This window comes from Fervidibacillus halotolerans (genome assembly GCF_026547205.1).
GTDB classification, from domain to species: domain Bacteria; phylum Bacillota; class Bacilli; order Bacillales; family Caldibacillaceae; genus Fervidibacillus; species Fervidibacillus halotolerans.
Genome location: NZ_CP106877.1, coordinates 2,224,174 through 2,242,273, shown reverse-complemented (window position 1 = coordinate 2,242,273; position 18,100 = coordinate 2,224,174). Strand labels below are relative to the sequence as shown.

Here is an 18,100-nt window from a genome sequence, read left to right as displayed (position 1 = left end):
TATACATTGATTGCAAATGGAAACAATAATGAGGTAAATACGAAGGGAGAACGGATTAAAAAGACAAAAATCGTTATTATCGATGATCACCAGTTGTATCGGGAAGGGATTAAAAAAATACTCGAGTTTGAACAAGATTTTGAAATTGTTGGTGAGGGAAAAGATGGGGTTGAGGCAATCGATCTTGTAAAAAAATATAAGCCGGATGTTGTCTTAATGGACATTAATATGCCAAATGTAAATGGTGTGGAAGCAACCCGACGGCTCATCGAAACGTATCCGACCGTGAAAGTAATTATATTATCGATTCATGATGATGAAAACTATGTGACCCATGCGATGCAGACGGGTGCGACCGGCTATTTATTGAAAGAAATGGACGTGGATGCATTAATTGAAGCGGTTCGAGTCGTTGCAGAAGGAGGGTCCTATCTACATCCGAAAGTGACCCATAATCTCGTGAAGGAGTTTCGTCGATTAGCAGAAACGACGAATGCAAATGTTCAAGATTCAGAGAAAAAATACGAGGTTCGTAGACCTTATCATTTATTGACTAGGAGGGAATGCGAGGTTTTACAACTATTGGCGGAAGGAAAAAGTAATAAAAAGATCGGGGAAAAATTATATATAAGTGAAAAAACCGTGAAAAACCATGTAAGTAATATTTTGCAAAAGATGCACTGTGAAGATCGGACCCAAGCGGTCGTTGAAGCGATTAAAAAGGGTTGGGTCGATGTTGGTCATATCAAATAGTCACTCAATGTTCGAACGAACTGATTCAATATTCATTTTCGATTCATCCAGTGTAACCCGTTACAAAATTTCAATAAGTAACGGGTTTTTTGTTTGGATTCCATTCGGATAAAAATCAGGAATGAAAGAGAAGAATTTGGCGAAAATTGCAGGAATTTTTACCTTTTCATGGAATATAAAAAGAAGGCTTCCTTTCATGCCCCGGAAAAACATGTCCGTCCCTAAAGTGAAACAATCCAGTGGAGCGGAAAAATACCGTTCTAGCATTAAAATATAGAATGACCAAAGGGAATCATGCATCTTTAGGTAAAAAATGGGTTGACCAATTGAAATCATGCATCTTTTAAAAAAATGAAGTTGGCAAAGGAATTCTTTTAATATAGTAGAGAATCGGTGGCAAAATTTCCGACTGTACAATGGAAAATATACGGAAATGTCCGAGTCGGTTGATGAACAAATTGAATGAAATGTTTTCGGTAAAAGGTCGTTGCTTTTTTAAAGGGAATATGGGATGATTCATTTTATCAAGATTAATTGAAAGGTAGGTTTTAAATTGGTGAAAACCGTCGTAGTTACTGATAGTACCGCATATCTTTCCGAAGAGACTCGGAAAAAATTGAATATTCATATAATCCCGTTAAGCGTTGTTTTCGGGGATCAATCGTATAAGGAAGAAATAGATATTTCCACGGAAGAATTTTATGAACGATTACGAGAAAGCAAGGAATTACCGAAGACGACTCAACCGTCTACAGGGATGTTTGTTGAATTATTCGAAGAGCTTTCCAAACAATACGATGCGGTTATTAGCATCCACCTATCAAGCGGCATTAGTGGAACGTATCAAGGAGCGGTTACCGCAGGGCAAATGGTCGACTCGATTAAAGTGTACCCGTACGATTCGGAGATTAGCTGTATGATTCAAGGTTTTTATGCAGAAGAAGCGGCTAAGATGGCTATGGAAGGGGAAGAGCCGGAGGCCATTATCGCCCGTCTCGATGAATTAAAATCTTCTACAAGGGCTTACTTTATGGTCGACGATTTGACGAATTTACAAAAAGGAGGCCGATTATCTGCAGCCCAAGCGTTAATCGGAAGTTTACTGCAAGTGAAACCCCTTCTCCATCTTGTCGATAAAGTGATCGTTCCTTTTGAAAAAATTCGGACGAAAAAGAAGGCGACGGAGCGAATTTTTGAACTTCTCGGGGAAGATGCGAAATCTGGGGAAGCATATCGGGCCTGTATCATCCATGGTAATCGGAAGGAAGAAGCCCTTTTATGGAAGGAGAAATTAGAAGCGAAATATCCGAATGTGGAATTTACCATTAGTTATTTTGGTCCAGTAATCGGCACCCATCTCGGAGAAGGGGCCATGGGACTCGGATGGATAAAAAAATAAGAAATCTAGATTAGTAAATGGTCATCGGAGGCGAAAGTGTATCGCCTCCGTTCCTCTAATATTTTCGTTTACGTTTACCTTTATGCAACATTTAATATTTACGTTTAGGATTATCTTTATGCAACATTTTTCCTGTTCCCTTTCACTTGTTCACCTGCTTTATAATATTGTTTTATCTGTTAGAAGACCCCCTTTTTTTCTACCGTTTATTAAACTTCCTTTCCCTTTACCATTCCAATAGTTTCCTAACGTACAATTATGCAAATGAAGTATTGAAACATATGACTTTAAATCATCTTCCCTTTCATCGTTTATGATTGTTCTCGATATGATTTTAAAGTTATACGCCAAAGGAAAATTTCCTTCTTGCCGGCTGTGATTGATTCTTTAACGATGCTTCAAAAAATCCCACTAACGAAACGATTTCCAAATATTTTCCATTTAAAACAAGCGTTATGGGCGAAATGATTTGGACGCTTTATTTCAAAAGTTACAGCGAAATGAAAAGAACGAAAGGAGGCCAAGGGTGATTTTTCCTCAAAAGGATCAGTCAAAAAAGTCCGAATCGTTCATTTCCAATGATGAAAAACAGGTGGTTATTGGTAAAGGATTCGATGACACGCTTTCGATTGACGAACAATTACGGGAATGGTTAACTGGGAGGATGTTGCTTTTTGATGAACTCCCCTTTCCCGTTGAATATATCGAACAACAAATTCGTCTCGGATTTTGTACTTCCTATCATGGCATCGAACGAAAGGGAAATCATTATATTTGCAATCGATGCAAAAATACGGACCTGTCCCTCTTCTCTCCCTTTCCATGTGCCCGTTGCCAGAAGGAATGCGTCTATTGCCGAAGCTGTTTAATGATGGGAAGGGTGAGCGAATGTACACCCCTTGTTACATGGAGTGGACTGGAAATCTCCTTTTCCTATCCAAATTCCCTCCACTGGAAAGGGGGACTGTCCCCCTCTCAAAAGGAAGCTTCGGAAAAGATTATAAATGTGATTAAAAACGGAGGGGATCTACTCCTTTGGGCCGTTTGTGGCGCAGGGAAAACGGAAATGCTTTTTGAAGGAATCGCCCATGGGTTAGAGAGGGGGAAACGGATCGCAATTGCAACGCCGAGAGCAGATGTCGTTCTCGAATTAACTCCGAGAATTAAACAGGCCTTTCCGGATGTTCCCGTTATTAGCCTGTACGGTGGTAGTGAGGATCGACATCGGTTTGCCCCCCTTGTAATTACGACAACTCATCAATTGCTCCGCTTTGAACGCGCTTTCGATGTGATGATCATCGATGAGGTGGACGCCTTCCCCTTTTCAGCAGATGAAATGTTGCAAAAGGCGGCGGAAAAGGCAAAAAAGAAAGATGGCTCCCTTATTTTTCTCACGGCAACACCGGAAGAAAAATGGCAGCGGGAATGTATTAGTGGAAAGCGAAATTGTGTCATTTTACCCGCCCGATATCATCGCCACCGGATACCGATTCCGAAATTTCACTGGTGTGGAAATTGGAAAGGTGCGATTCAAAAGGGACGGATTCCCCAGTCGATTCTAGTCTGGTTTCGAAAACGATTGGAAATGGGTAAACAAGCATTCATCTTTTTTCCAGAAATCCAATGGATGGAACGAGCTCTCCCGTTGTTTCAACATTACGCCCCTGAAATCGAAGCCGTTCATTCGGAAGACCCGCAGCGGAAGGAAAAGGTCCAAAAATTTCGAGAAGGAAACATCCCAATTTTATTGACGACGACGATTTTAGAACGGGGAGTGACAATTCCGAATATCGATGTGGCGGTCGTAGGTGCAGAAAGCGAAATTTTTACAGAAAGTGCCCTCGTACAAATCGCCGGACGGGTGGGCAGAAGTCCCCAGTTTCCAACAGGGGATATTACCTTTTTTCATTATGGAAAAACCCGGGCGATGATTCGGGCAAGGAATCAACTATTACGAATGAACCGGGAAGCTCGACGAAAGGGGTTAATTGATGATTGATGACTTCCAAAAGGGTGGAGGCCCCCTGCGGCATTTGTAATCGATGCTTGATGACATCCAAAAGGGTATTTTTCACAAAAATATCTACCAATCGATTTTAAAAAATGCGAGATATATCCAGCAGAGATAGTAGGCATTCTATTTTCAAATGGGAATGAAAGGAGAAACCGAGATTGACCCCATTAAAAGTGTTATAAAAAACGGTTCAATAAAGGGAGGGAAACATGGACATTTACGAAAAAAATCGATGCTTCCTTTGTCAAGGGAATATTAAAAGGGAAATTAGTTGGGTCGGATTTTTCCTGAATCAAGGGGAGTTTTATTTGTGTGAAAAATGCGAAAAAAAGCTTGAGAAAATTCGGGGAGAAAAATGTTCCCTTTGTAGTCGGCCGATGGAAAAATTGCCTGCAAAATTTAAAAAAGAAGCGATTTGCTACGACTGTTACCTTTGGGAAAAGGAAGAAAAATGGCGGGGAGTATTGGAAAAAAATATTTCATTGTATGTATATAACGAGTTTATGGCCGAATTAATCGCCCGATTCAAATATCGGGGGGATTATGTCCTCGCTAAAATTTTTGCAGCGGATATAAAAGGAGTCCTTCAAAGGAATGAATTCGATTTGATCGTACCGATTCCATTAAGTAATGAACGGCTTTTCGAACGGGGCTTTAACCAAGCGGAAGCCCTCGCCCGGGAAGCGGGAATGCATCCAGTTTCAATCCTTTCTAGAATCCATTCGGAAAAGCAGGCGAAAAAATCGAGACAAGAACGGATTCACCTACCGGAAGTGTTTTCCGTAACCAATCCGATCCAAGTAAAGGAAAAAACCGTTTTACTCATCGATGATATATATACGACCGGTTCCACATTACGCCACGCTGCCTACGTATTAAAAAAAGCGGGAGCAAAAAGGGTCCAATCGTTAACCATTGCCCGGGGATAAATGGATCTGTAACAGTGGATTAATCGATGAAAAGGTGACATAAATTTTCCGTTTATATCAACCTTTGTATTCAGAAAGGAGCGAATGATGCCGATGAAAAGGATGAAAATAAAATCAATCCCTTTGTGGATGAAATTGTGAAAATTAGGTGGTGTAGGGGAAAACGGGTTTAGGATCTTCCGGAAATAGAAAGACTTTGATAATTCGGGCAATGCGATAGTTTAGTGTTTAGAATTCCTTTGATTACATAAAGGAATGGAGAAACGGAAAGATTCATGTATCCTATGATTCAACTGGAAAAGCTCGATGGTATATCCGATGGAATGTATATTACCAACTATTGAAATCATTTTCATCGGAGGGGATGGTCGATATAATAGGGATAGGAATGTTTGTGATCTTTCGATAAATGTCTAAGTCAGCAACTATTTCCGATGTATAATAGGATTAGGGATTTTTCCAATAGATTGTAAAGGAACGGATAGTTTACCACGAGGATGAAAAGGGGGAGCCGACAATGAAGCTGGAGAATTGCTCCCGGTGTGGGAGAGTTTTTGTGAAAACGTCCATTCGAGATGTATGTGATGTTTGTTATCAGGAGGAAGAGGCGGCTTTTGAAAAGGTCAATAATTTTTTAAAAAAGCGGGAAAACCGAACGGCCTCTATGGCACAAGTGATCGAAGCGACCGGTGTGGAAGAAGAACTAATATTAAAATTTATTCGAAAGGGAAGGATTCGACTCATCCATTTCCCGAATTTAAGTTATCCGTGTGAAAAATGCGGGGCTCCGATTCAAAAGGGAAAGTTATGTGAAAAATGCCAAAAGGAACTTCGAACCGAGTTGGAGCAGTTTGAACAGGAACAAAAACGACAAAAGGATTTAGAAGAGAGAACAAAAACGTATTACGCCATCGATGAAAAATATCGAAAACGATGAAACTCCCTTCAATAATCTTATCAGTTTCCATGGAATCGGTCGAAGCGCAACTAGAAAATGAAAAACATTAAACATTCCAATGAAATAACCGATATAAAAAATAGTGAGATAGTTTTGCTGGAAAGCGAGGAAGGAACATGAAAATTACGAATTACGGGACGTCTGGAATAAACCCGTATAAGCGTGACTGGCAAAAAGCGGATCAATTGAATACGAAAACGGGGAACAAAAAGGATCAAATCGAAATTTCCCAAGAAGCAATCGAGATGCAAAAACGACGTGAACCAGTCGGACAGGAACGAATCGCAAACTTAAAGGCACAAATTGAAAATGGCACATATACGATCAATTATCAAAAACTTGCCGAAAAAATGATTGCAACATTTAAACGTGAATCGGAAACGGGCGAGTAATTACATGGAAAAGGTGAGGGCGATGAAACATAGCGGGCTCATACGGATATTAGAAAAACAACTGGAAATTCATACAAAATTGTACGATTTGGCGATAAAAAAAGTCGATATCGTTAAAAAAGGAAAGATTGAAGCCCTCAACGAATTAATGAAAGAAGAACAAAAACTGATTTCTGCGATTCAAATGATGGAAAACGAACGGGAAAAGGAATTGGGACGATTATATCCGGCGGAAGAGAAACTCCCGACCATTAGCCAATGTATACAAATGGCTGATCAGGAAGAAGGGCCGATTTTACAACATGTATATGAACAGCTTCTAACGACCTTACAAAAGATGAAACAACAAAACGAATTGAATCAACAATTAATCGAAAACTCTTTACAATTTGTTAATTTTTCCCTGCAACTTTTGCGGCCCCGTCCAGAATCGTTGACATACAATCGAAATATGGGGAAACCGACTTTACAAGATGGGGATGCCCCTTCCTTGTTTAATTCGGAAGCGTGAAGAGCGGTCAAAAAGGGGTTTAGCGATTTGAAAAACTTCCGCCTTTATATTCAATTTCGATGAACTGTGAAAATAGACATCGGAGGCGTGTCGTTTTTTCTTTTCTGAACGAAAAATGATCGGAGGTTACAATATGATTCCTACCTTCCACGGATTGGAGACGGCAAAACGCGGATTGAATACACAACAAACCGCATTATATACAACGAGCCATAATATCGCCAATGCAAATACAGAAGGGTATACGAGACAGCGGGTAAATTTCACCCAAACGACTCCCTTCCCCGGAACAGGCATGAACCGTCCACAAATTCCCGGCCAAATCGGTACCGGTGTACAAGCTGGAAGTATTGAGCGGGTTAGGGAAAGTTTCCTCGATGCCCAATATCGTTTGGAAAACAATAAATTCGGTTACTATAGTACACTGTCGACTGCGTTATCTAAGATGGAAGATATTATGAACGAACCGACAGATAGCGGACTCCATAGCGTTATGGAACAATTTTGGAATTCCCTGCAAGATTTAGCGAACCATCCGGAAAATACCGGAGCAAGGCAAGTCGTAATCTCCAGGGGAGAAATGGTAGCTGACACGATTCGATATTATTACAATTCGTTAGTTCGTATTCAAACGGATTTGGGCAATGAAATTAACGTGAAAGTCAATGAAATCAATTCGATTATTTCCCAAATCGGTCAATTAAACGAACAGATTGCAAGCGTCGAACCCCACGGACAGTTGCCGAATGATTTATATGATAAACGGGACGAGCTCGTCGACCAGTTGTCGAAAATGATTAATATAAAAGTGACGAATGTGGTTCCGAAAAATTACGGACAAGCATTACCGACCGCTGTCGGGCTATACAATATTGAAATCGTCCAATCAGACGGCTCATCCTATTCGCCACAGGCCACCCTTCTCCATGTGGATCAAGTATCCGGTCGAACTTCCATCGACGAATTAAAAGTCGTTGATAATTCGGGTTATTCGGATGCATTACGCGGACCGGTCGATCATATTTTAATTGGCGACCAGACATTGGATCAATTCAATTTTTCCGGAGAACTCTCTGCCCTCATTGAAAGTTATGGATATATGACATCAAGTGGTGACGTGGAAGGGTTATATCCGGATATGCTTGAAAAATTGAATCATCTGACCGAAGCTTTTGTAAAGGAATTTAATTTTCTTCATAGAGAGGGATTCGATATAAACGGTGTTGATGGGAAAGACTTTTTCCATATTGACGATCCTCATAATACGGATTCCCAACCGGCGGCAGCATCGATTCAAGTAATTATTACCGATCCGGCAGAGGTCGCAGCAGGTTATGTTGATCCAAGTGCAACGAATCAATCAAAAAATGCAGGGAATAACGAAAATGCGAAACGTCTTGCCAATATTAAGACGAAGGATTTTTCTGGTTATGAATATATAAAAGCAGGGGGGACATTACCTGCCGGACTAAATGGTAGTTTCGATACGTACTATGCAAGCATCATCGGGGATCTCGGCGTCCAATCCCAAAGTGCGACGAAGGATATGGAAAACACCCAAGTGTTGGTCGATTCCGTCGAGTACAATCGACAATCGGTCAGTGGCGTTTCACTAGACGAGGAAATGACAAATATTATTAAATTCCAACACGCCTATAATGCATCAGCCCGGATGATTACCGTCATTGACGAAATGCTCGATAAAATTATTAACGGAATGGGCGTTGTCGGGCGGTAATGGATCGTCATACTTATTAATTAATTACGACTGATGAAACTTTTTCTCGAATGATGAGTGATAAATTGTGAAATAGGAAAGGCGGTGAACGACATGCGTGTAACCCAATCCATGTTATCGAATAATTTCCTTCGAAATGTTAGCAATAGTTATGGAAAACTTGGGAAGCTTCAAGACCAATTGGCGTCTCAGAAAAAGATTACGAGACCATCCGACGACCCAGTTGTGGCGATGCTTGGCCTCGGATACCGGACGGAATTGAACCGGGTGCAACAATTTTCCCGGAATATTGGGGAAGTAAACAATTGGCTCGATTCGACGGATGATGCCATTACCCACGGGGTCAAAGTGTTACAACGGATTCGCGAACTCGTCGTCCAAGCGTCCAACGGTACATATGAAGAATCGCAACGGGAAGCGATCGCCGTGGAGGTCAAAGAGTTAAAGGAACAATTAAAAACGATCGGTAACACACAAGTCGGGGGAAAATATATTTTTAACGGAGACAAAACGAATGAACGTCCGGACGGTGAATTCTCGGATGGTGAAATTCAGATTGAAGTATTTTCAGGCATTACCATCCCAGTAAATACAAGTGGGAAGGAATTGTTCGGCGATCTTTTGACAGAAGATGATCCTTCAACAGCCGTGGATGAGAGTGGTACCCTGGCAAGGCTGATTGCAACTTTAGAAGATCCGGATGCAACGGATGAAGAAATCGGTAACTTTCTAGGAGAAATCGATGGGGAAATCGATCGTTTCTTGAAAATTCAAGCGGAGGTCGGTGCAAAACAAAATCGGGTGGAAATGATGGAAGACCGGATTGCTAGCCAAGAAGTCATTGCCACGAAGATTTTGTCGGAAAACGAAGATATCGATATGGAAAAGGTTATTACCGAACTCATTACACAGGAGTCGATTCATCGGGCAGCACTAAGCGTCGGTGCCCGCATTATTCAGCCAACATTAATGGATTTTTTACGATAAATTGAGTGAAACAGATTGGACAAAACCTAAGGATGTTCGGTTCGACGTTCTTAGGTTTTTCTTTTCATTTTTCCGAATCCTTTTTATCCACTAGTGTTTGAAAAGATTCACTAGTAACTCAGATTTAGCGAAAAAAATATCGGTCCTATTTAGAAAAGGGGAGGGATGAAGGATGCGTATCCCACAACTTCGAATGGAATCGTCTTTTATGCAGATCGGTTTACAAACGGAACAACCGGTGCAACGAATTGAACAACCGAAGGCGATCATCGAGATGGAACAACCGAAGGCCATTGTAGAAATGGAAACGACTCCGGCAACGCTTACGATCGATCAATCCCAAGCCCTCGCTGAACAAAATCGAAAACCAATTCTTGAGGTGGTTCGCGATACGGCAACATTAGGAAAACAGTCGGTATTAGAAGGAACTGGAAGACGAGCCCAAGAAGGTAGGGAGCTAATGGAGATCGAAAAGGGTGGAAATCCAATTATCACCCAAGCGGTGGAACATAGTAAGCGTCCGGAAAAGCAGCTTGCTATCGGTTGGATCCCTTCCCACGGGAGCGTGAAAATCCACTATGAACCGGCAAAAGTAGATATTCGCGTCACACCGCAAAAACCGATCATCGAAGCCATTCCCCAAAAACCGATTCACGATTACACGCCTGGAAACGTATCCGTCTATATTCGACAATGGAATTCCCTGAAGATCGAAGTCGTTCATTTATTTGATGAATCGGTATAAGATGGGATTGGAATTGAAAAACGATAAATATCGTAGAAAAAAATCAAATGTGGGTGAAAAAATGAACATTCAAACGAAATACCACGGTATTCTTGCCATTGATGAAAAGAAAATCATTACTTTTGAAAAGGGCATCCCTGGCTTTCCAAGGGAAAATCAATTTGTGTTATTACCACTGACGGAGGATGAATTGTATCAGGTGATGCAGTCGGTGCAAACAGCGAATGTCGCCTTTGTCGTCACCATTCCCTTTTTGTTTTTCCCCGATTATGAATTTGATTTAGATGATGGAGTCGTGGAACAACTGGAGGTTGAAAGGCCAGAAGATGTTCAAGTATTAACGATTTTAACGGTACGGGAACCCTTTGAAAAAACAACCGCCAACCTTCAAGCGCCGATCGTGATTAACTGGAAAAATAAAAAGGGAAAACAAGTCATTTTAAATGATGATACATATTCCGTAAGGCACCGACTATTTCCTACCCCTAATAAGGAAAAGGGGGCGGCCAAATGTTAATTTTATCGAGAAAAACAGGTGAAGCGATCGTCATTGGTGAAGAAATTGAAATCCGCGTCGTCTCGGTCAAAGGAGATCAGGTAAAACTCGGAATAGACGCTCCGAAACATGTGGATATTTATCGAAGGGAAATTGTCGATGAAATTCAAGAGGAAAACAAACATGCAACGATTTTTTCCGGCGATTTAGCCAAATTAGTAAAAAAGTCCCAAAATCCATAAATTTTTTCAACGAAAAGGCTAAACACTTTTCCTTTTCTTCCGATATTAAGAATGTAGGCAACTACGGGGGCGGCCGACCCGTACGCCAAAAGAACCATTCACACGGACGTGAATAAAAAATTTCAAGGAGGAAACGAAATGAGAATTAATCACAACATCGCAGCATTAAACACATATCGTCAATTAAGCTCTGCAAACAACGCAATGAGCAAATCAATGGAAAAACTATCTTCCGGTCTTCGCATTAACCGTGCAGGAGACGACGCAGCCGGACTTGCCATCTCCGAAAAAATGCGCGGACAAATCCGTGGATTGGATATGGCAGCGAAAAACGCTCAAGACGGTGTTAGCTTAATCCAAACGGCTGAAGGTGCTTTGAACGAAACCCACTCCATTTTACAACGGATGCGTGAATTAGCTGTACAAGCAGCAAACGATACGAATACTGCCGATGACCGGACAGAAATTCAAAAGGAAATCGACCAATTAACAGAAGAAATTAACCGAATTTCTGACACAACGGAATTTAATACGAAAAAACTATTAAATGGAAATGTCGGTAGTGCGGGAACTGTAGGTGGAACAAACACTGCCAATATAGACTCTGTAGAAGTTGTTAATGCAATGTTAGATTCCGGCACATATACATTATCAGTTACTGGTACTACTAATCAACAAGTTGCGAATGTTGTTGATGCGGGAACGGGTATTTCAAGTACAAATATTACTTTAGGGACACCAGCTGATGCAAGTTATGGAACATACCAATTAAAAGTAGAAGATGATACGCAAAATGCAGGTATGAAGAAACTTACATTGATTAATGCAACTACTGGAGAAGAAGTTGCTTCACAAAATAATGTAAATTATGGAACGGATACAGTTACACTTCAAGGTATAAGCATTAATACAAACGGTGCATCTGGAAATGGTACTATTTCATTTACAGTAGAAGGTGATCATGATTTTTCATTAACTGATGGTACCACAACATATTCTGTAAGTGTAACAGATTATAATAAATCCTATATTGAAATTGGTGGATTAAAATTAGACTTCAATGCAGATATAGCTAACGGCAATAATACGACGATTACGATTGTAAATAATTCATTATCAATGCATATTGGGGCAAATGAAAGCCAAACGATGAATGTGTCTATCAATGATATGTCTGCAAAATCTCTTGGCATTGATGGTTTGGATTTAACATCGGCGGAAAGTGCAGAGGCAGCGATTACGTCTATCGATAATGCCATTAAATCTGTTTCTGCTGAACGTTCGAAACTCGGTGCATACCAAAACCGTCTCGAACATACGATTAACAACTTAAGCACATCTTCTGAAAACTTAACGGCTGCAGAATCCCGTATTCGCGATGTAGATATGGCGAAGGAATTGATGGAACAAACGAAAAACTCCATTCTTTCCCAAGCTTCTCAAGCTATGCTTGCCCAAGCAAACCAATTACCGCAAGGAGTTCTTCAACTTCTTCGTTAAGATTCCGTTTTCGAGTAAGGGCACTAGTTATTCTAGTGCTCTTTTTTTGAACGGACTTTTATGATTGTCGGATTTATAGAACAAAAGGATGGATTTGTAGTTTGAAAACCAACTACAATTTTTTGTAAAGGGAACTTTTTGAATCCTTTTTTATTCTTTATCAAATTGATTTTTCTTAAAAAAACTCTAGAATTTATTTCCTAGGATTAAAGAGGGAGGATTTTTCAACGGCATCAGAAGAGGAAAATTCCTTGTATTATATAAAATGTATCATTCGCTCGATTGCCTATAAAAATCAACAATTTGTCATTTCCATTGAACCGACGAAGGAATATCGTTTCTCCGATGAAAGTATCACAAACCGAGATGAAAGTAATACAAACCGTGATAAAGAAATTTTATTGGCATATAAAAATGGAAAAGTATGCACAATCGATAAACACCAACTAGTGAACATTACTGTTGAAGAAGAATTTGAAAATGTAATAAAAGAAATTTTTGTCCAACAAAAAATTATCACTATTGGACTCACAACAGAAAATGGACAAGGTTTTCGCTTAGTAGAGATGAGGGTTGGATAATGGAAACGTTCCAACCGTATTGGCCGGAAACGATTTTCTTTATTGGGGCAGGTGCTACTGCACCATTAGGGATGGCGACGACAAAGGGAATTGGAGAAAGTATCACAATTTTAACTAATGAGAAAATCCCTTTAAAAGAGAGAATTCGTTTAGCTTATCAGATGGAACGGAAAGAAATCCTTGAAGAAATGATGGGACTTTTTTTATTTTTCGAAGATCAACCAGAAAATTCCGTAAAATATGGAAATACTATAGGTTTCAATCGAAAACGGAGAAAAGAACTATTGCAAATTTTCGACTGGCCTTCCTTGAAAAAAATGACAAAAAGATGCCCTCGTCATGACAAAATCTTATCGACGCAAGATTTATTTAATTTAATTGATATGAGTATTCAATCGAAACAGGGGGTTTATGTAGATAATGAATTCATCCCACCGGAACGAATGAAAGCGACGAGAAATATGTTAGTACTTCTTATTTCTCTATTACATAAAGTCAATTATCTTCAATCATTACAATTAAAATCATCTCTATTTGATCAATACTACGGATTTGCAAAAATTTTGACCGAATTGATGGTGGAGGAAGGATTAAAACGGGCGAGGGAATATGAGTTGAATGAACGGGCATTTTATTTATTTAGTTATGCGATTATTAATATGAATTGGGACCCCCTATTCTTATGGTTTATTTTTAATGCCCATAAAGAATGGAATGACCAAAAGGAAGGAACTGGAGTAGGAAAGAAGTACCACGTACCTTTAAAATTATTTAATGATATGGCCCACTTTATGGCGGTTCGAAGTGTTGAAGAGACGACCCCAGAAGCATGGTTTCCGTTGAATGAAACGGCCGTCTTACGATTAAATAATGAAGAGCATGTAACGGACAGAAGGGTTCGAATTGGGAAATTTTATTTTCCCCACGGAAGCCACGGTTTTCGCGAATGTCCGAATTGTGGGAAACTAACCTTCTTTCTAGGAAATGAATGGAAAGTCAAAACGGATAGCCTTTTTCCACCGAGTATCATTCCGTCATTGGCAAAAGGAAACCGTCCAAAATCAATTGAAGAAAAAAGAGCATATGAAGAAGGTGCCTATGATGCTTTGCAATGTCCCCATTGCGGGAGTTTAACGTATGCCTACCATACACCGATTATCATGCAAACAAATTTCAAAGGGAGCTATCCTCCTTATATTGAAGAAATTCAACGGGATATGAAGGTAGCTGTTTCTAAGGCCAAACATATTATTTTATTTGGATATTCATTGCCGAGTGATGATATTCAGTATCGGAGTATGTTGGCAGCCAAAAAGAATGACGGGGTAAAATGTTCCCTTGTGAATTTTCATGAACACGGACCCGATCAATGGTTGTATGGTGATGATCTAAAACAATTTATTCAATCACATCCTCATGACTCGGTTTCTGAAATAGCTAAACAAGTCATCGATTTATTTGGAAAAGAACATGTTCGTGCCTATTTGGCTGGAATTCCAAAGGTATTTACGGAGAATAATCATGTAAGTCGAAAAAAGGTTGAACAACTTCTTCATTGGGATCGAGGGTAGTTTATAAAAGATAAGTGGATAAACGTTCAGTTTTCCTTCTCGTTATCCACTGTTTTTCCAAAAATAGAATGTTTGATGCGGGGGAGTTACAATTGAAACTGAGCTTTGTAATGATGGTAAAAAACGAATCGAAACATCTTGAAAAAGTGTTACAAAGTATGATTCCGATTCGGGAGAAAATCCCTAGCGAAGTCATCGTATTAGACACCGGATCGACGGATAATACGGTAGAAATTGCCAAAAAATATACAGATAAAGTTTTTTCCCATGAATGGAATGATGACTTCGCTCATATGCGGAATAAATCCATCAGCTTCGCGAAAGGAGAATGGTTACTGATTATCGATGGGGATGAAGTTATCACCAATCCGGAATCGTTAATTCAGTTTTTCCATTCAGGGAAAGATCGAAAATACAATACCGGTTTTGTCAATATCAAAAGCATTGTCGATGATGAAAATAACCGGTTTAATATAAATTTGAATCCGAGACTATTTAAGAATCGCAAAGACTTTCGCTACGTTGGTAAAATTCACGAACAACCGTTAAGAAAGGAACCATCGATTATATTAGATGTTACATTCGAACATTATGGATATCTATCGACGGATAAAGCATTAATGCAAAGGAAATTCGAAAGAAATCGCGATCTTTTATTGAAAGAATTAAAAAACGATCCTAAAAACGTATATATTCTCCATCAATTATGTCAGACTTACGGAATGCATAAGGATTATAAAGAGGAATTAATGTATGCAATAAAGGCTTATGAGACAGCCAAAAGAAGACATCTCGATTTATCCAAGATGATGTATATATACACAGATCTAGTGTTAGCTTACGTACATAATGAAAAATTTTTAGATGTTGAAAGGATTTGTCATGAAGCTATTCGAACAAAAGATGGTCTGATGGATTTTTACTTTTATTTAGCGTACGCCGAAAAAGTCATGGGGAAAACAAAAGAAGCCATTAACCATTATGCTACTTATATTCATTTAGTGAATAATGCAAAAGAACATATTGATTTAACGATAATCCATTCTACGATCAGCTTTGTTGACGAAGCATACTATAATTTATTTCAGTTATTCATACGAGAGAAGGAATATGAAAAAATAAAGGAATATCTTTCGAAAATGAAAGATATGTCTTTTCTGTCAAAACTAATTCCGTTGATCGTTCATGCATATGTGGAATCGGAAGACCTACATGGTTTAAAGGAATTCGCTGATCGAAAATGTTCTGAAAAAGATCGTAACATCCTTTATGCACAGTTAGAGGCGATTCGATTAAACGAGAAAGACGAACAAAATAACTGGAAAATTGCAGAAGTCTTTTCTGACGGTAATGATCAATATAGTCTTTTAAATAAAATACGAATGGCCGTGGGAAAGGGAAGGCAAAGTGTAACGGAATGGCTATCGTCTATTGAAAAAATGAATTTTTCCAACTTACCAGATTATTATGGGGATCTCATCTATTATTTGTTGCAAAAAAAATATCCGTTATCCAATTTATTATCTAACGTACAAGAATCGCATTTGATGAAATATATTGAATTTTTATCCAAAAAATATAACGACTTAGATGAACGAATTCGGGATTATATCGATCACTTTCCTTTTGAAGAAAATTTGAAAAAGGCAAGGATTCATAAACCTTTATTGCGTTTTTCTTTCCTTTTAGACCGAATACCGGAAAAGGAATATGCCTATTTCTTTCAACGATATTTGCAAGAAGGAAAATATTACGTTAAACAGATTTATCACCCAAGTTTGATTGAAGAAGAACGAATTTATGATGTGAATCGCGATGAAGATCAGTTTTTCATCTTTCTTTTAAGAGCCGAAGAACAGAAGGGGAAAAGTGATGCATTATACATTCGATATTTACGAAAAGCGTTAGAAGCATATCCGGTGATGAAAAAAGGCATTGAACTTCTTTTAACTGAGGTCACAAAGAAAAAGGATGAATTACAAAAACAACTGGAAAAAATAAAAGGACAAATCGACGTTCTCCTTACACAAGGTTTATGGAAAGAAGCTTTATCAATCGTCGAAGAAGCATTAAAACTCGTCCCAACTGATGTCGATCTCTACTCGATTCAAGCAGTTATTTACATCCAATTGCAACGAATGGAAGAAGCAAAAAACGTATTAGAAAAAGGATTGGAGATCGATCCAACCCATGTCGATTGCCTATATAATTTAGCCTATTTAAAAGAACAACAAGGTGAAACTGAAGAAGCTGTTCAATTATACAAAAAGGTTTTGACATTCACAGATGAACGAGAGCTGAAGGAAGAAATAGAAAGGAAATTAAGAGAATTTCATTTGAAGGATGAAACACCTACAATTAGTAAAAAAAAGAAAATCTTGTATCTTGGTTGGTTAGGGCAACAAAATATAGGGGATGAAGTATTGTTTCAACTATTTGAAAAGATGTTTAAACGTTATAGTAACCAATCTGAAAATGTCCAAATTGATGCTTTTTCGACGGAACCAGGTTATCAATATAATGCTTCAGATTACGATTTAGTTGTTTTAGGGGGAGGATCTTTATTACATATACCATATTGGTTGAATATTTGTACGGAAGCAATCAACAAAAATATTCCGGTTGTATCTTGGGGAACGGGAATAGATGGATTCTTTAAAAGCCATCATCTTCAATCAATTGCCTTATCTGAACAAATAGCAAATCAGTATAGAAATATATTTGAAAAATTTGATTATCTCAGTGTAAGAGGACCGTTTTCGAAAAATGCCTTATTAAATATTGGTGTAAAAAATACGATAGATGAAATCGGTGATCCGGCATTAGTTTATGCAGATGAATTTCTTAAAGAAAGTCATTTTGAAAAAAAGAAAAATCATCAAATTTTAATAAATTGGGGAACTTCTTACAATAATGTGTTTGGTAAAAATGAACAAGCTGTTGAACAAGAATTAGTAAAGATAGCCAAGTTATTAATTTCTAAAGGTTATTCCATAGTAATATACCCAATATGGAAAGAAGACATTCCTGCAGTATTACGATTAGGGAAGAAAATAAATGATGAAAAATGTAAAGTGATTTCTGAAGTATATGATGCTGATGCTTTACAAAAATTAATTAGTGAAAGTTATATGACCATTAACTTTAAGCTTCATGCAAATATTTTATCTGCATCTGCGAACGTCCCTTTTATCTCTTTAGCTTACCGTGGGAAATGTATTGATTTCGCCAAGTCGATTGATTGTTTAGAATATGTCATTCCTACTGATGATGTTACGGTGAAA

15 protein-coding genes and 1 pseudogene are annotated in these 18,100 nt (G+C 38.7%); all 16 read left to right on the top strand.

The genetic code is table 11. The features are described from left to right. The first annotated feature begins 9 nt into the window (after positions 1 to 9). The gene (locus tag OE105_RS10660; protein WP_275422164.1) at positions 10 to 753 is read left to right on the top strand and encodes a response regulator transcription factor; all 744 of its coding nucleotides are present in this window, start codon (positions 10 to 12) and stop codon (positions 751 to 753) included. Positions 754 to 1,309: 556 nt separating this feature from the next. After that, positions 1,310 to 2,152, top strand: a complete 843-nt coding sequence (locus tag OE105_RS10655; RefSeq protein WP_275420162.1) for a DegV family protein — start codon at positions 1,310 to 1,312, stop codon at positions 2,150 to 2,152. Positions 2,153 to 2,678: 526 nt separating this feature from the next. Further along, positions 2,679 to 4,151 (top strand): ATP-dependent helicase ComFA, encoded by a 1,473-nt coding sequence (locus OE105_RS10650; RefSeq protein WP_275420161.1) that lies wholly within the window; start codon positions 2,679 to 2,681, stop codon positions 4,149 to 4,151. A gap of 224 nt (positions 4,152 to 4,375) precedes the next feature. Continuing rightward, on the top strand, positions 4,376 to 5,095 hold the full coding sequence (locus tag OE105_RS10645; protein ID WP_275420160.1) for a ComF family protein: 720 nt from the start codon (positions 4,376 to 4,378) through the stop codon (positions 5,093 to 5,095). A gap of 517 nt (positions 5,096 to 5,612) precedes the next feature. Then, on the top strand, positions 5,613 to 6,032 hold the full coding sequence (locus OE105_RS10640) for a TIGR03826 family flagellar region protein (RefSeq protein WP_275420159.1): 420 nt from the start codon (positions 5,613 to 5,615) through the stop codon (positions 6,030 to 6,032). Positions 6,033 to 6,169: 137 nt separating this feature from the next. Then, positions 6,170 to 6,445, top strand: coding sequence for a flagellar biosynthesis anti-sigma factor FlgM (flgM, locus tag OE105_RS10635; protein WP_275420158.1), 276 nt, complete (start codon positions 6,170 to 6,172; stop codon positions 6,443 to 6,445). A gap of 4 nt (positions 6,446 to 6,449) precedes the next feature. Next, a complete protein-coding gene (locus OE105_RS10630) occupies positions 6,450 to 6,956 on the top strand; it encodes a flagellar protein FlgN (RefSeq protein WP_275420157.1) in 507 nt (168 codons plus the stop codon). 133 nt (positions 6,957 to 7,089) lie between these two features. Then, the gene (gene flgK, locus OE105_RS10625) at positions 7,090 to 8,694 is read left to right on the top strand and encodes a flagellar hook-associated protein FlgK (RefSeq protein ID WP_275420156.1); all 1,605 of its coding nucleotides are present in this window, start codon (positions 7,090 to 7,092) and stop codon (positions 8,692 to 8,694) included. A 93-nt stretch (positions 8,695 to 8,787) separates the two neighbouring features. Further along, entirely contained in the window at positions 8,788 to 9,681 is an 894-nt protein-coding gene (gene flgL / locus OE105_RS10620) for a flagellar hook-associated protein FlgL (protein ID WP_275420155.1), read from the top strand. A 172-nt stretch (positions 9,682 to 9,853) separates the two neighbouring features. Then, positions 9,854 to 10,426 carry a DUF6470 family protein gene (locus OE105_RS10615; protein ID WP_275420154.1) on the top strand — a complete coding sequence of 191 codons (573 nt, stop codon included), beginning with the start codon at positions 9,854 to 9,856 and terminating at the stop codon, positions 10,424 to 10,426. Between the two features lie 61 nt (positions 10,427 to 10,487). Further along, the gene (gene fliW / locus OE105_RS10610) at positions 10,488 to 10,943 is read left to right on the top strand and encodes a flagellar assembly protein FliW (protein ID WP_275420153.1); all 456 of its coding nucleotides are present in this window, start codon (positions 10,488 to 10,490) and stop codon (positions 10,941 to 10,943) included. Continuing rightward, the gene (csrA, locus tag OE105_RS10605) at positions 10,937 to 11,164 is read left to right on the top strand and encodes a carbon storage regulator CsrA (RefSeq protein WP_275420152.1); all 228 of its coding nucleotides are present in this window, start codon (positions 10,937 to 10,939) and stop codon (positions 11,162 to 11,164) included. The genes fliW and csrA overlap by 7 nt, the downstream gene beginning before the upstream one ends. 138 nt (positions 11,165 to 11,302) lie before the next feature. Beyond that, positions 11,303 to 12,664, top strand: coding sequence for a flagellin N-terminal helical domain-containing protein (locus OE105_RS10600; RefSeq protein ID WP_275420151.1), 1,362 nt, complete (start codon positions 11,303 to 11,305; stop codon positions 12,662 to 12,664). 251 nt (positions 12,665 to 12,915) lie between these two features. Then, positions 12,916 to 13,245: a hypothetical protein gene (locus OE105_RS10595; RefSeq protein ID WP_275420150.1), complete on the top strand. Its 330-nt coding sequence runs from the start codon at positions 12,916 to 12,918 to the stop codon at positions 13,243 to 13,245. Continuing rightward, the gene (locus OE105_RS10590) at positions 13,245 to 14,816 is read left to right on the top strand and encodes a hypothetical protein (protein WP_275420149.1); all 1,572 of its coding nucleotides are present in this window, start codon (positions 13,245 to 13,247) and stop codon (positions 14,814 to 14,816) included. The genes OE105_RS10595 and OE105_RS10590 overlap by 1 nt, the downstream gene beginning before the upstream one ends. A gap of 68 nt (positions 14,817 to 14,884) precedes the next feature. Continuing rightward, positions 14,885 to 17,962, top strand: a pseudogene (locus OE105_RS10585) (polysaccharide pyruvyl transferase family protein); the annotation flags it as partial. Between the last annotated feature and the right edge of the window lie 138 nt (positions 17,963 to 18,100).